Here is a 13,411-nt window from a genome sequence, read left to right as displayed (position 1 = left end):
ATGCCTAGGGCAGGCCACTGCTTGCAGACTTTAGCTTATAGATGCTACCCTGAGCCCAATTCTTTAGTAGAAGCACGCCGTATTGCAGCCGTTTGGCAAGCAATGCGGCGTTATTTATTCTATCTGTTCAGAACGAAAGAAACTGACGTTCTACCTCCATTTAAAGTGGAGGGGCCCTGGAACGTGGTGGACTAGTGACAAAATATTATGTCGTAAAAAAGTCACAAACGTTTCCGCAAACGATTACGGTATTCTCATTTAAATGCTTGTGAAGTGAAGAGGCTTTTTCTCTGGTATCGCAACTATCTTCCGAATGAAGCTCTGTTCAAACGGTGAAAAGCCAGCTTCGCGGCATCTACACTATCCGACCAAAACAATAGGCTATGAAAAAACTGCTCCCCTCTTTTTCCAGTAGGATTTCGGCAATGAGAGCAAAAGTCACGCTTTCCGCGCTTTTGCTCAGTTTCATAGGTGCGGACTTATTTGCCCAAGCACCTCCCCTGGTGTACACGGTGGAGAATACGGGCGGAAGCTGCGTGGCTCCTCCCTTACCCAGCTTCAGCCAATTACCAGTTGTCGAGCCATTAACTGACCCATTCATGTGGTCTGATGGCCGAGGCCGCTCGACGATTTTTAGCGACTGGGAATGCCGGCGTAATGAGATTAAAGCCGAGATTGAGAACTATGAAATCGGGCGCCGACCCAGCCGACCCGAAACTATCACCGCCAGCTATGCTCCTGGTGTGGGCACTGCTAATGGCACGCTCACCGTCAATGTGACGGTAAACGGAAAAACGCTGACCCTAACCTCCCAAGTGAGTTTGCCCACCGGTCCGGGCCCATTTCCGGCAGTTATTGGGATGAACAGCTTATCGGGGAGTTTACCGGCGGCGGTTTTCACCAGCCGCAACGTGGCGCGCATTCAGTACGCTCACAACAACGTCACAACCTATGGTAATCCGCAACCGACGGACCCCTACTACCAACTATACCCGGACCAGAACCTGGAGAACTCCGGGCAGTACGCGGCCTGGAGCTGGGGCGTGAGCCGCCTCATCGATGGGCTGGAGCTGGTGCAGGCTAGTCTGCCCATCGATTTGAAGCATATTGGCGTAACTGGCTGCTCATACGCTGGCAAAATGGCCCTCTTCTCCGGCGCTATGGATGAGCGCATTGCCCTGACTATCGCCCAAGAATCGGGCGGCGGCGGGGCGCCGGCCTGGCGCGTGTCCGAAACCCTGGGCGGAGTGGAAAACCTGGGGGCCACGGATTACCGCTGGTTCAAGGACGACATGAAGCAGTTTTCTGAAAAGAACGTGGCCAAGCTGCCGCACGACCACCACGAGTTGATGGCCATGATTGCCCCCCGAGCCTTGCTCGTAACGGGCAATACCGACTTTGAGTGGCTGGCCAATCCGTCGGCCTACGTATCGGCGCGGGCGGCGCACGAGGTGTGGAAGACCTTCGGCATCGGCGACCGGTTCGGCTTCTACATCGATGGCGGCCACAATCACTGCGCCATACCGGCCACGCAGCAGCCCGCCATCGAAGCCTTCGTCGACAAATTTCTGTTGGGCAACCCTAACGTCAACACCAACATCACCACCCACCCCTACCCAGCCCTCGACTACCAGCGTTGGTACAAGTGGTGGGGCACGGGCAACCCGGTGCTCCCGTTGGAGCCGCTAGGCAAACGACTATGGCTGGAGGCCGAATGCGCCACGGTGGGCCCCAGCTGGAGTGTAGTAACGGATTCGGAAGCCTCTAATGAGAAGTACGCACAGGTGAAAAGCGGGCTCAGCAGCCCAGCTACCCCGCCGGCTGATGCATCGGCTTATTTGGTACTGCCCTTCACCATTGATAGCGCGGCGACTTATAATTTGCTGGCCCGGCAAGCTGTTACCGCCGGGGAAGAATATGGCTATTGGGTAAAGATTGATAATGAGAATTTTCAATCGATAGGTAGCCAACTGGTAGCCAATGGTGGGTTTGAAAGTGGCTTGACTGGGTGGAGAACGGTTAACTCAAGCGGGGCTACCATTTCCGCTAATACCGTGGCGGCAGAAGCCCATAGCGGCAGCGGCTCGATGAAGGTAGTAAACCCGACTGCCCAACCAGCGAACAATCAGTGGCGCGTGCAAGTATCTAGCGCGTCCTTCCCAACTACTATTGGAAAGCAGTATACGATTTCATATTGGGTAAGAGCCGCGGCGCCTGGGGGCTCTATTCGGCTTTCTACCGGGCCTTCCAGCGCCCAGTACCAGGCCGATCAAACGATTGGCACAGAATGGCAGCAGGTTTCCTGGACCATAACAGCTTCCATTGCTTCCACTACCTTTCTGTTCGACATGGGCCAGGTAGCTGCTACCTATTATATTGATGATGTCAGCGTGAAAGAAGTGAATACTGGCAGTGGTTGGAGCTGGACCAAACTAAAAGACGCTGCTCTAGCAGTGGGCCCGCACACGTTGACCATCGCCTATAATGCCGGCGGCAGTGCCAAACTGGATAAAATAGTGCTGGCCACCTCCATGGCTTCCATTAGCGGCCTGGGAGGCCTGGCCTCCTACTGCGGCACAGTGACGAGCAATGGTAAAGCCAAGGCTGTCAGTGACATAGAAATCTATCCCAATCCGGCCGAGGACAAAATCAACATTAAGTTAGGGGCTGAGCATGCCCACGTTAAAAGCGTAGAAGTAGTGGATACTCTGGGCAGAGTGCTGTCGAAGGTGAACGTGGGCAAGCAAACCACGCTAAGCATTCCCAGTGATAAGCTGAAGCCAGGCGTGTACATGCTTCGTTTCAAGGGAGGCACAACGAAAACTCAGCGCGTAGTTATTCGGTGATCAATTAGCTAAAAAAGCCCCCCACAGGGTTTTTTGAAGTTAAGCACCAAGCAAGAAAGCCCGGCAACTGCGTAGTTACCGGGCTTTCTTGCTTGGTGCTTGTTAATATAGGACAACGCCACAAGTACCCAGGCCAACGACCTGAATCGGCTGATCTTCGTTATGGTGTCTATGAAAAAGCTGTTGTTCGTCTATAATGCTGATGCGGGACTGGTTAGTGGGTTTTGGGATATGGCGCACAAAATTATTTCGCCCAGCACCTACCCTTGCTCTTTGTGCAGCATCACCTACGGCGCCACCAGTATGCGACCCGAGTGGAAGGAATTTCTTCAATCTTTGCCCGTAGAAGCCCGCTTTCAGCACCGCGACGAGTTTCAGCGGGAGTTTCCGCAACTGAAGGATGAGGCCTTACCAGTGATATTTTGGGAACAGGACGCCCATACGCTAGAGCCACTTATAACCGCCACTGAACTGGATTCGCTGAGCTTACCGGAGCTGATGCAGCGCCTGCAAGAGGCCGTGCACATGGCCTGAGAACTTTGGTTTGCCTTTTCTTGAATATGCAGTGATCTACTTATCCCTGTTCTTTAAGGCAAGGTAAATGACAGGTCGGCGCTGATCAGGTTCGCCGTCAGGCCGACGCTTTGCCGATAGTAAGCGTAGCGCACTTCCAAGGCTTTAAACTTGGCTATTCCTCCGCCAAAAGGAGTTTTGAAGCGGCCAATCCCATAAACCGGCGAGTAACGCATCCCCAACCCTACCTTATTGGCAGAAAAGGCCGCCAGGTCGTAATCGGAGGTGTAATAAGTGTCGCTGCTGGAGTGATCTAGGTAGGGCGCGAAGTATTTGGCGGCGGTCTGGGTGTGGTAACGGTAGAAGGGATACAGCACGAAGAAGGGCGTCACCTTCACCGGCACTTCCAACTCCAGGGTGTGGGCCCGGATGCCGAAATTGTCGTTGTAGAACCGGTAGAAACCGCGCAGCTGTACCAGATCGGTGGCGTAGTAGTTCAGGCGCAGACCCACCGGATACTTGTAGCGCTGCCGGGGTAACAGCTCGGTGCGGGCGGTGCCGAACTCGCCTCCGGTTTCCCGAAAATACACCCGGTGAAACGGCGTGCTCAGCAGTCCGCGCTGCGCTACCAGCTCCGTGCTGACGGCCACTTGCAGATGCTGGTTGATGACCTGGGAATACACCACGTTCAGGTTGTAGCTCTGGCGCGTGTCGAAGCCCGAGCCGTGCTCTCCCCCCCCATTGCCGCGCAGCTCTACGGGCAGAATCAGCGTAGCGCGGTCGAAAAAAGCCTGGCCAGCTACGCTCAGCTCCCGGTTGCCGTCTTGGGAGGCGCGGGCCCAGGAGCCGGTTACATTAAAGGAGGTATAGTCGTACTCCTTGGAAAAGCCCCCGCCAACTCCCACGATGGTACGCTGGTCGGCCAATTGGCGGGCAAGGCCCAAATCGAGGTGGTAACGCGTGTCGCTCGACGAGGCCGAGGAACTGACTTGGTCAATCCGATCAGTGGAGGCGGAAGAGTAATAATCCATCCCCAGGTTGGCCGAGATACGCGTGGCTGAGTCCAGAGGCACGTTCAGAATGATGGTCGGTGTCAGGTCGGTTAGCTGCTGGGTGCCGATGCCGCCCTCCACGGCGCTACGGTTGCCGTCCTGGGCGTAGTAGCTGGACAGGATATTCAATTCGGTTTCGCCGTGGTTGCTGGGATTGATCGGGCTAAGCGCGGTGGTAGCCGGGGCTCCATAGCCATCTACCCGATTGGGCGTGGGCGTGGCCTGCGCCCAGCCCAGTAGGGGCATCAAAGCGATAGCCGACCAGAGAAAAGCGAACACGTGAATGGGGCGTGGCATAAGTGGAGCAGTATGAGAGATTAATTACAGCCGCAGCCGCCCCCTACTTTACCCCCGTTGGCGCCGCCCGCGCCTTCGCGGTAGCTTTCAAAGTTGGTTTCGTAGGTTTGAATACGCTTGTTAGCCAGTTGCATGTCCTCGTCGTTGAGGTATACTTTCTGGTAAGCAGCCACCGAGACGCAGCCGTTCAGGGCGCTGCCGCCGAGCAGAAAAAAGCCCCCCAGCGCCAGCCGGATCAGGTTAGAATAGTTCATGGCTTCGAAGGGGAAATGACGGCGGATGTGGGTTTGCCGGCGTTCTTGTAATAATTAACCTGCATGCCTTTGGAGGTCAGCGTGCGGCCATCGTTGGTAATCAGGGTACAATCGACGCCTTTCAGCTTATTGATGAAGGCCAAGCCCTCCTCCGGACCCAGCACAAACACCACCTCATCGAGGCCGTCGGCCAGCTCCACGTCGGGGCAAATGATGGTGACCGAGCGCAGCCCCGTGGCCGGATAGCCGGTGTGCGGGTCGATGATGTGGCCGTAATATTTGCCCCCCACTGTGAAATATTGCTCATAGTTGCCAGCCGTTACCACGGCCACATCCGTCACCGTAAGCCACGACGATACCGACTGCGGGTGCGCCGGGTCGCCGATGGCGATGCGCCATAAGGAGCCGTCGGCCTGCCGGCCCCAGCACGACACGTCACCCGAGCCGTTGATGAGGCCGCCCTGAATGCCCACCTGTTTCATCAGGGCCTGGGCGCGGCGCACACCGTAACCTTGCAGAATTCCCGCCAGGTTCATGCGCATGCCTTTGTCCTGTAGCATGACCGAGTGCGCGGCCGGGTCGAGTAATACTTTGCGGTAGTTGATGCGCGCCACCGAAGCCTTCACGATTTCGGGCGCCGGCAGGGCTGCATGCTCCTGCTTGTCGAACTTATAGATCTTCTCGCCCCCGGCGAACGTGATATCGAAGGCCCCGCCGCTGAGCTCGGAAAGCTTAAGCGTGCGCGCAATCAGGTCGTACACTTCCTGATCGACCACCACAGGTTGGAGACCGGCTTGGCGGTTGATTTGCGTGATCTGCGAAGTAGAGTCCCAGTACGAGCACAGCCGATCGATGCGCTGGGCTTCGCGGATGCCGGCCCGGATGGCGCGCCACGCCAGCGTATCATCCGCCGCAACGGCCGTGAACGTAAAGTGCGAGCCCATCAGGTAGGCCGAGCGGGTGAAATTGCGGGGCTTGGCTACCGCTGTGGTTGCCGAAATTTGCCCCCCAGCCAATAGCACCAATAGGAGCGCGGCTCGTGCCAGGAAGGTACCAAACCACTTTGGGAGGGTGCGCACGGGGCTTATTTTTTGGCCAACAACTGTGTGAGGTAAGCATCGTAAGCCGCCGCGCCGCCGGGGCGGTAGCCGGTCTTGGCCAGCACCTTTCCCTCGGGCGAAAGCAGCACGACCAGCGGGAAGGAGCCCTCTTTATTTAAAAGAGCGGCCGCTTCCTCGTTTGCTTTCATCTGCGCCGCGGGTAGCTTATTTTTCTTACTGCGTGGAAAATCAAAGCGGGCCAGCACGAAGCGATTTTGGGCATAGCGTTGAAACTCGGCCTGGTCGAAGACTTCCTGCTTGAGCATAATACAGGGCTTGCACCAGTCGGAGCCCGAAAAAACGGCCAACACGGGCTTGTTGGTGGCTTTGGCTTGCTGCAAAGCGCCAGCAAGATCGGTATTCCAGGTAGCGGTGGGCACCTGAGCGCTGGCCGTTGCCCAGCCAACTACCAAGACGAAAAGCAGAAGTAATAAGCGCATGCTGGGGGGCTTTAGCTGAGATTAAAATCAGATTAAAATTACTTAGCATACACTGTTGCTGGCTGATAGGTTTAATTAAATGGCGGAAATAAATTGGGCGCTATACACACTGAGGTAGCAAGTCTGGAAAACATCTGTTCCTTCGTACCTTTGCGGCTTCGTATGGAAACTAAGAAAGTTGCTTTTTACACGCTGGGCTGCAAGCTCAACTTCTCCGAGACGTCGGCCATTGGTCGGCAGTTTGAGGAGCGCGGCTTCCGTAAAGTCCCCTTCGAGGACGCGGCCGATATCTACGTCATCAACACCTGCTCCGTCACCGACCACGCCGACCGTAAGTGCCGGAAAGTGGTCAAGGAGGCGTTAAAGCACAATCCGGAGGCCTTCGTAACTATTGTGGGCTGCTACGCACAGCTCAAACCCCAGGAAATAGCTGAGATTCCGGGCGTACATGCCGTATTGGGTGCGGCCGAGAAGTTTCAGTTGGTGGATATTCTGGCCGGCTTCAAAAAAGCCCCCCAGGCGCAGGTGTACGCCAGCCCCATCAGCGCAGCCACTGAGTTTCACGCCGCCCACTCCTTCGGCGACCGTACTCGCACTTTCCTCAAGGTGCAGGACGGTTGCGACTATTCCTGCTCTTTTTGTACCATTCCGCTGGCTCGCGGCAACAGCCGCTCGGGCAGCGTACAGAGCGTGGTGGAGCGCGTACAGGGCCTCGCCACCACCGGCGTTAAAGAAATAGTGCTAACCGGCGTGAACCTCGGCGACTTTGGCCTGCAGGGGAAAAATCGGGAGCGGCTGGAGAATTTCTACGACATGGTGCAAGCCCTAGACGAAGTGGAAGGCATTAACCGCTTCCGCATTTCCAGCTGCGAGCCCAACCTGCTCACCGACGACGTAATTCGCTTCGTGGCCCAATCGCGGCGGTTTATGCCTCACTTTCATATTCCGCTGCAAAGCGGGTCGGATAAGATCCTGGGCCTGATGCGCCGCCGGTACCGCCGCGCCCTCTACGCCGATCGTGTGCGCCTCATTAAAGAAGTCATGCCGCACGCCTGCATTGGTGTCGATGTGATTGTGGGTTTTCCGGGCGAAACGGAGGAAGACTTTCTGGAAACCTACCAGTTCCTAAACGATCTGGATATCAGCTACCTGCACGTTTTCCCCTACTCAGAGCGCGAAAACACGCTGGCGCCAACTCTTCCGGGCCGCGTGCAGGACCGCGTGCGCCACGAGCGCACCACGCAGCTTCGCAGCCTTTCTGAGAAGAAAAAGCGACACTTCTATGCCCAGCACGTGGGGCAGGAAGCGGAAGTGCTCTTCGAGGACGATGTGACTAACGGCGTAATGGAAGGCTTCACGCCAAATTATATTCGCGTCGCCGTCAAATATGATCCGATACTCGTTGGCGAACTGAAGCGCCTCCGGCTCACTGCTGTTAATCCACAAGCACAAATGGAAGCCGAAGAAATTGGCTTCGAAGTTTTGCAGCACTAATGACTTAATCTGGCTCATACTTATACAGCAAAAAGGCCCTGACTATGTAGTCAGGGCCTTTTTGCTGTATAAGTATGAGCTTACAATAACTCGCATACAGAATAAGCTATTGACTCGGCTACATTTTGCGCTGCATCAGGTCCAGCATCTGCTGCATGAGGCGCTGCTGCTCTTGTAAGTGCTGATTGCGCATCTCAGCCATAGCCAATTGATGCGCCATTTGCTGGGTATAGAGCGCGGTTTGCCAGCTGGTATCCACAGAGTTTGCAGGCGTTGGTACTGGAACAACCGCTACGGCTGTCTCAGGCATTTGCAATTGCGAAGCGGCGGCAACTGGAGCAGAGCTAGCAACTGTAGGCTCGTGCACAGCTTGCATTTTTGGTGAAAAAATATCTTCTGCTGGCTTCGAAATGGAAATGGCGGCTGGAGCAGAGACTGCAGCCACGGGGGGCTTTTCTTTGGCAGGCGCAGGCTTTGACGAGTTATTTTCTCCACGAATAGGCTTGCTATTTTCTGCTCCCAATTCGTCAGCAATCATTGGCCCGACGCCTTGCAACAACCAGTCTTTTGACAGATTTGGATATACCTCAAATACCTTACACAAAAGGTCAAATCCAGGCTTATTGCGCTCATCTACCAGATGCTGAATTACGGTTGCGGTCTTATCCAAGGAAGCAGCAAAGGCGTTTTTTGAAATACCCAGGTAGGTAATGAATTCCGAAAAGCGCTGACCAACAGTTGTGTTTATAGCCATGTTCAAAAGGTTATCATTGCAGAGGCCGCAATATATAACCAAATGAGTAATATCATTTTTAGATCGCTTTAATTCTACAAGGCTACTTTACACTCAAGGCTTTCATTAAAAGGTGGTGAAAGCTTGGTATGCACCTTAATCGAGCAGGGGAATTAATCGAGCAGGAGAATTAGCCTTAGTGTTTCATCCCTTCAATACTTCCTTTGCCAGCGGATTTGCCTTTTCCCAAGTGGTCGAGGGCTGCTCGAAAGCCAGTTGCTAGCTGTATGGCAGGCCCGCGCCCATAGTAGTGCAAGAACATCATGCGAGGTTGGTCGAAGAGCATGTGATTATGCACGGCAACTACCTCCAAGTTGTGCGCCCGCAGGGCCTTAATTACCGGGTTAACTTCGGCTTCAAGCATAGCGATGTCACCCGCAATGTGGGCGTCGGCCTGCTTCCCAGCAAACGCGGCCCACGAATTCAGACCAATTGCAGCAGTCATTTCTGTGCCCATCATTACCGACTGCAGATCGGCGCGGCCCACAGTGTACTTGTAGGTAGCCCCGTTTACGGCACCCTGATACTTTACTACTTGGTCGAGCGCAGAAATATCAAACAACTCTTTACCGGTGGGAGCGGCAGCGCTGGGCGTGGCGTTGTTACCGGGTTGGGGCTGAGTGGCTGCAGTAGGCTTAGGTTGGTTAGCCGGCAGCAGCTTTGAATTTTTAAGCGTGGCGGCGAACTTCTGAGCCAATTCAGCCGGTGAGCCCATGCCATGAATGTGCATGTAGAAGATACGGGGCTCTTCGTAGAAAAAGTGGTTGTGAATAGCTCCTACCTCTAGCCCGTTGGCGTGAGCAGCGGAAATCAGCGGATTGACTTCTTCTTGCAAGAGCACTGTGTCACTCATAAGCATAGCTGATTTGCCGTCGAGTGTATGCTTGATAGCTACCCAGCCGCCAAAACCAAATGCAATAGGTATTGCCTCTCCCTTGATGGTTATTTTCAAATCGTTGCGTGGCAAAGGAATGCTAAGCGTGGCCTGAGGCTCTGTGTACACCCCTTTTTTACCCATTGTGGCCTCAATCGCCGCAATTTCGGCAGCACTTAGCGGTGGAGTCTTGCCTATCGGACTAACGTCAGCAAGCGTAGTGAATGGGCTCAGTAATAATGGGGTGGTTACGAGAGCGGTGGTTTTGAGCCAATCGCGACGGGAGAAAGAAGGGTCTGACATAGTAGTGTTCTTATGTAATACAGTGCCCAACGTAAGCCGTAAAAGTCACTAATTCACAACGTAGAATCTCGTCTTTCGATTGGGTTTTCTATCCATCTTTTAGCCGACGCTACTTCCCACTTTCTTCTCCTACTGGCTTTACACACAGTATGATATAACGCCTTTTTCTTGACGCAGTTTTAGAAAATCGGCAGTCTTGGTGAGATCAACCGCATTAGTTGTGCGTGAAGCAGCGCAGGATTCTCTCCTACTTAGGCACTGCATTATTGCTTTTAGAGCAACAGGTAGATGATTCGGTGCTAACAGGTGAGCTCGAGCGCTCTATTTTCTGGACTCGCTCGCCTTCCGCCACGCAGTTTTTTCGCCAATTATTCCGCGCCTGCCCGGCCTTACGCGGTGGGGCAGTGCAGAGCTTTAATCAGTCGACTGACGCAGTGGTAGTGGAGCACACAGCGGGTTCAGAGCGAGTGGCAATAGTAATGAATGTGCGCAAACGGTCCGTGCGGATTCACTTGCCTGATTCCTGGTCTGGGGGCAAAATCTATTAACCCGATAGCCTTTCAATCAGGGAACTGCAGTGTCGCTGCCGGCCTATGGCTTCTTATCTGTGGCAGCTGTAATCCGTGACTCTGGAACTGCGCTTTACTCGTAGCGGAGGGACTCGATTGGGTCGAGACCGGCGGCTTTGCTGGCGGGATAGTAACCAGAGGCTAGGCCTACGCTCACACAGATTACCAAGCCAATCATCATCCACAGCCAAGGCACCAAAAATGCGCCGCCGCCGGGAATAAAGAGGGAAATAGCGTTGCCACCAGCCACGCCTAGCACAATTCCTAAAGCGCCGCCCATCACGCATATCACAATGGCCTCAATGAGAAACTGCTGGCGAATCTGAAGGGCTGTAGCACCCAACGCCTTCCGAATCCCAATTTCGCGGGTGCGCTCCGTCACCGATACCATCATGATATTCATGAGGGCGATACTGGCGCCAAGCAGCGTGATAAAGCCCACAATAAAGCCCCCCATCCGCAGGTTGCCCGACAAACTATCGAGGGTAGCCACGGCGGAGTCGCTGCGTTCCAGCTCAAAGGAATCTTCCTGCCCGAGCCGGTCGCCGCGGACGGCGCGCATGATGCCGGTCGCCTGCCCCATAATAAAGTTGAGGTTATCGGGGTCGGTGGTAGCAGTTTTGATGTCGAAGGTGAGAGCCCGCTGCCGGGGCAATTGGTTGCCCGTAATTAAGGGGATGAGCACGAGCCGGTCGGCACCACCGCCACCGCCCATACCGCTGCCGCTGGCTTCGAGTTGTCCGATTATCTGGAAGCGCTGACCCAGAAAGAACACGTACTGATCGATGGCGGATTGATCGGGGAAAAGTTTTTCCTTTATTTCGGTGCCCACGATGGCCACATTGGCGCCTACCTCCAGTTCAGAAGGAGAAAACGAACGACCATCCTCCAGGTTGTAGCTCTGAATGCGCAGATAGTTCTCGTCGCCGGCTACTACTTGCATGTTGGGGTTCGTTTTGAGGCCACCCGCTTTTACTTCGGTCGCGCCGGTAATGAAGGCAGAAATACCGACCTGCGCATCGTCGCCGAGGCGCTCTTTGTACTGGCGAGCCTGTAAGTAGCTGATGGCCGGATAAGTACGTCCCTGCACGCCCCCACGTCGGAAGCGGTTGGTGTAACCTTTGGCCGTCATCTCAAAAGAATTGGCCCCCAGGCTGGCAAACGTATTGGTCAACGACGATTTAATGGCGTCGATGGCCGTGAGAATCCCCACCAGCGACATAATACCGATGCTCACGATAAGGGCTGTGAGCACGGTGCGCAGCAGGTTACTCTTGATGGAACGGAAAGCCTCGCGGATGTTTTCTAGCAAGTGCATAATAGCGGCCTGATGGCGACAAGACGAAAAGAAGAAGACCGAGGAAAAAACCCTTTCAAATCGGCCTGTATAAGCTGGCAGCCTTGATTTGGGCCGATGCCTGGTGATGCAAGTTAGCCGGTTTTGGGCAGATTCCGTCGGGGTTTTCCTACCTTTAAATCATTGACAAGCGGTGAATTTTTCTATTCCTTATCCGTCTTTGCTTTATTAATCGTTATCCGCCTATCCCAGTTATATGTCTGGTATTATGTCTGCTCACTCTTTGACTTTAAGAATCTGATGCTACTAAAACGCTTTTCGTTTCTGCTGTTGCTGGCAGCCCTGTGGCTGGGGGCACCGCTGGCCGCCTGGGCCAACCAGATTCTGATACCGATGGACGCGGCGCAGAAAGAGCATCTGAAAGCCTACGGCGCCACCTATTGGCTGCTCAGCAAGCAGGTTGAGGTCGATTGGCTACTCAATTACCGCGGGGGGGCTTTTTCCTGTGCCGTAGCGCCGGGCATCGAAAACGAGCTGACCGTGCGCGGGGTGAGCTTTCAGGTAATTTCTTCGGCCCAATACGGGAATATTTTGCAGGAAATAGCTGATCCTAATGCCAATATGGACATTATGAAGCTGGAGAAAGTGCCCAAAATTGCGGTGTACACGCCCAAGGACAAGCAGCCCTGGGACGATGCCGTGACGATGGTATTGGCTTACGCCGAGATTCCCTATACCCAGATTTACGACGACGAAGTGCTACGCGGCGACCTGCCCAAGTACGACTGGCTGCACCTACACCACGAAGATTTCACGGGCCAGTATGGCAAGTTTTACGCCTCCTACCGCAACCGCCCCTGGTATCAGCAGCAGCAGCGCGATTCGGAAGCAGCGGCCAAACGTAACGGCTTCGCCAAAGTGAGCCAGATGAAAGGCGCCGTAACGGTAAAAATGCAGGAATTCATTGCCGGGGGGGGCTTTTTGTTTGCTATGTGCTCGGCCACCGACTCCTATGATATAGCTCTGGCCGGCCTCGGCCTGGATATGGTGGAAAGCATGTACGACGGCGACCCCGCCGATCCTACAGCTCAAAGCAAGCTCAACTTCAACCGCACGCTGGCTTTCAAGGATTTCCAGCTCGTGCGCGACCCGTATCAGTACGAGTATTCCAGCATTGATATGCAGCCTTATGAGCGCGGGGTATACGAAGACAACGACTATTTTCAGCTCTTCACCTTCTCCGCCAAATACGACCCGGTGCCTACCATGCTCACCCAGAACCATGAGAAAACGGTGAAGGGTTTTATGGGCCAAACCACCGCTTTCCGCAAAAGCCTGGTGAAGTCCGACGTCATCGTGATGGGCGAAAACAAGCAGTCCAATGAGGTGCGCTACATGCACGGCACGCTGGGCAAAGGCACCTGGACGTTCTACGGCGGCCACGACCCCGAAGACTACCAGCACTTGGTAGAAGAAGAGCCCACTGACCTAGCTCTGCATCCCAATTCGCCCGGTTACCGTCTCATTCTGAACAACATTCTGTTTCCGGCCGCGAAGAAGAAAAAGCAGAAGACCTGAG

General features: G+C 54.6%; 12 protein-coding genes. 5 read left to right on the top strand and 7 right to left on the bottom strand.

The annotated features are described in order from the left end of the window. The first annotated feature begins 455 nt into the window (after window positions 1-455). On the top strand, window positions 456-2,846 hold the full coding sequence (locus tag H8B13_RS02815; RefSeq protein WP_187309296.1) for a T9SS type A sorting domain-containing protein: 2,391 nt from the start codon (window positions 456-458) through the stop codon (window positions 2,844-2,846). A 171-nt stretch (window positions 2,847-3,017) separates the two neighbouring features. Next, on the top strand, window positions 3,018-3,380 hold the full coding sequence (locus tag H8B13_RS02810) for a hypothetical protein (protein WP_187309295.1): 363 nt from the start codon (window positions 3,018-3,020) through the stop codon (window positions 3,378-3,380). A gap of 53 nt (window positions 3,381-3,433) precedes the next feature. Here the strand turns inward: H8B13_RS02810 and H8B13_RS02805 are convergent, their stop codons facing one another. From H8B13_RS02805 to H8B13_RS02790, 4 genes are read right to left on the bottom strand one after another with little or no spacing between them, the layout of a single operon-like run. Further along, on the bottom strand, window positions 3,434-4,708 hold the full coding sequence (locus H8B13_RS02805; protein WP_187309294.1) for a DUF3570 domain-containing protein: 1,275 nt from the start codon (window positions 4,706-4,708) through the stop codon (window positions 3,434-3,436). A gap of 20 nt (window positions 4,709-4,728) precedes the next feature. After that, a complete protein-coding gene (locus tag H8B13_RS02800) occupies window positions 4,729-4,962 on the bottom strand; it encodes a DUF4266 domain-containing protein (protein ID WP_187309293.1) in 234 nt (77 codons plus the stop codon). Beyond that, window positions 4,959-6,041 carry an FAD:protein FMN transferase gene (locus H8B13_RS02795; protein ID WP_187309292.1) on the bottom strand — a complete coding sequence of 361 codons (1,083 nt, stop codon included), beginning with the start codon at window positions 6,039-6,041 and terminating at the stop codon, window positions 4,959-4,961. The genes H8B13_RS02800 and H8B13_RS02795 overlap by 4 nt, the downstream gene beginning before the upstream one ends. A gap of 5 nt (window positions 6,042-6,046) precedes the next feature. Beyond that, window positions 6,047-6,502, bottom strand: a complete 456-nt coding sequence (locus H8B13_RS02790; RefSeq protein WP_187309291.1) for a thioredoxin family protein — start codon at window positions 6,500-6,502, stop codon at window positions 6,047-6,049. A 162-nt stretch (window positions 6,503-6,664) separates the two neighbouring features. On the opposite strand from H8B13_RS02790, the gene mtaB reads away from it, so the two are divergent. After that, complete coding sequence (gene mtaB, locus H8B13_RS02785) at window positions 6,665-7,996, top strand: tRNA (N(6)-L-threonylcarbamoyladenosine(37)-C(2))-methylthiotransferase MtaB (protein ID WP_187309290.1); 1,332 nt, start codon at window positions 6,665-6,667, stop codon at window positions 7,994-7,996. Window positions 7,997-8,114: 118 nt separating this feature from the next. Here the strand turns inward: mtaB and H8B13_RS02780 are convergent, their stop codons facing one another. Next, window positions 8,115-8,750 (bottom strand): helix-turn-helix transcriptional regulator, encoded by a 636-nt coding sequence (locus H8B13_RS02780; protein WP_187309289.1) that lies wholly within the window; start codon window positions 8,748-8,750, stop codon window positions 8,115-8,117. Between the two features lie 175 nt (window positions 8,751-8,925). Further along, window positions 8,926-9,966, bottom strand: coding sequence for a DUF1259 domain-containing protein (locus H8B13_RS02775; RefSeq protein ID WP_187309288.1), 1,041 nt, complete (start codon window positions 9,964-9,966; stop codon window positions 8,926-8,928). 224 nt (window positions 9,967-10,190) lie between these two features. Here H8B13_RS02775 and H8B13_RS02770 point away from each other — a divergent pair, with 224 nt between their 5' ends. After that, the gene (locus H8B13_RS02770; protein WP_187309287.1) at window positions 10,191-10,514 is read left to right on the top strand and encodes a hypothetical protein; all 324 of its coding nucleotides are present in this window, start codon (window positions 10,191-10,193) and stop codon (window positions 10,512-10,514) included. A 94-nt stretch (window positions 10,515-10,608) separates the two neighbouring features. Here the strand turns inward: H8B13_RS02770 and H8B13_RS02765 are convergent, their stop codons facing one another. Then, window positions 10,609-11,853: an ABC transporter permease gene (locus H8B13_RS02765; protein ID WP_187309286.1), complete on the bottom strand. Its 1,245-nt coding sequence runs from the start codon at window positions 11,851-11,853 to the stop codon at window positions 10,609-10,611. Between the two features lie 279 nt (window positions 11,854-12,132). Here H8B13_RS02765 and H8B13_RS02760 point away from each other — a divergent pair, with 279 nt between their 5' ends. Beyond that, window positions 12,133-13,410: an asparagine synthetase B gene (locus tag H8B13_RS02760; RefSeq protein WP_261990199.1), complete on the top strand. Its 1,278-nt coding sequence runs from the start codon at window positions 12,133-12,135 to the stop codon at window positions 13,408-13,410. The last annotated feature ends 1 nt before the right edge of the window (window position 13,411 follow it).

Origin of the sequence: Hymenobacter sp. BT188, from assembly GCF_014333585.1 — a bacterium.
In the GTDB taxonomy this organism is placed as follows: Bacteria; Bacteroidota; Bacteroidia; order Cytophagales; family Hymenobacteraceae; genus Hymenobacter.
The sequence above is the reverse complement of the archived record's forward strand: the minus strand, read 5'-3'. Positions and strand labels throughout refer to the sequence as shown.

Bases quoted from the DNA above. Each gene is read 5' to 3' on its own strand.
- H8B13_RS02805 (WP_187309294.1), bottom strand. From the start codon at position 4,708: ATGCCACGCCCCATTCACGTGTTCGCTTTTCTCTGGTCGGCTATCGCT.
- H8B13_RS02775 (WP_187309288.1), bottom strand. From the start codon at position 9,966: ATGTCAGACCCTTCTTTCTCCCGTCGCGATTGGCTCAAAACCACCGCT.
- H8B13_RS02790 (WP_187309291.1), bottom strand. From the start codon at position 6,502: ATGCGCTTATTACTTCTGCTTTTCGTCTTGGTAGTTGGCTGGGCAACG.
- H8B13_RS02760 (WP_261990199.1), top strand. From the start codon at position 12,133: ATGCTACTAAAACGCTTTTCGTTTCTGCTGTTGCTGGCAGCCCTGTGG.
- H8B13_RS02810 (WP_187309295.1), top strand. From the start codon at position 3,018: ATGAAAAAGCTGTTGTTCGTCTATAATGCTGATGCGGGACTGGTTAGT.
- H8B13_RS02765 (WP_187309286.1), bottom strand. From the start codon at position 11,853: ATGCACTTGCTAGAAAACATCCGCGAGGCTTTCCGTTCCATCAAGAGT.
- mtaB (WP_187309290.1), top strand. From the start codon at position 6,665: ATGGAAACTAAGAAAGTTGCTTTTTACACGCTGGGCTGCAAGCTCAAC.
- H8B13_RS02800 (WP_187309293.1), bottom strand. From the start codon at position 4,962: ATGAACTATTCTAACCTGATCCGGCTGGCGCTGGGGGGCTTTTTTCTG.
- H8B13_RS02780 (WP_187309289.1), bottom strand. From the start codon at position 8,750: ATGGCTATAAACACAACTGTTGGTCAGCGCTTTTCGGAATTCATTACC.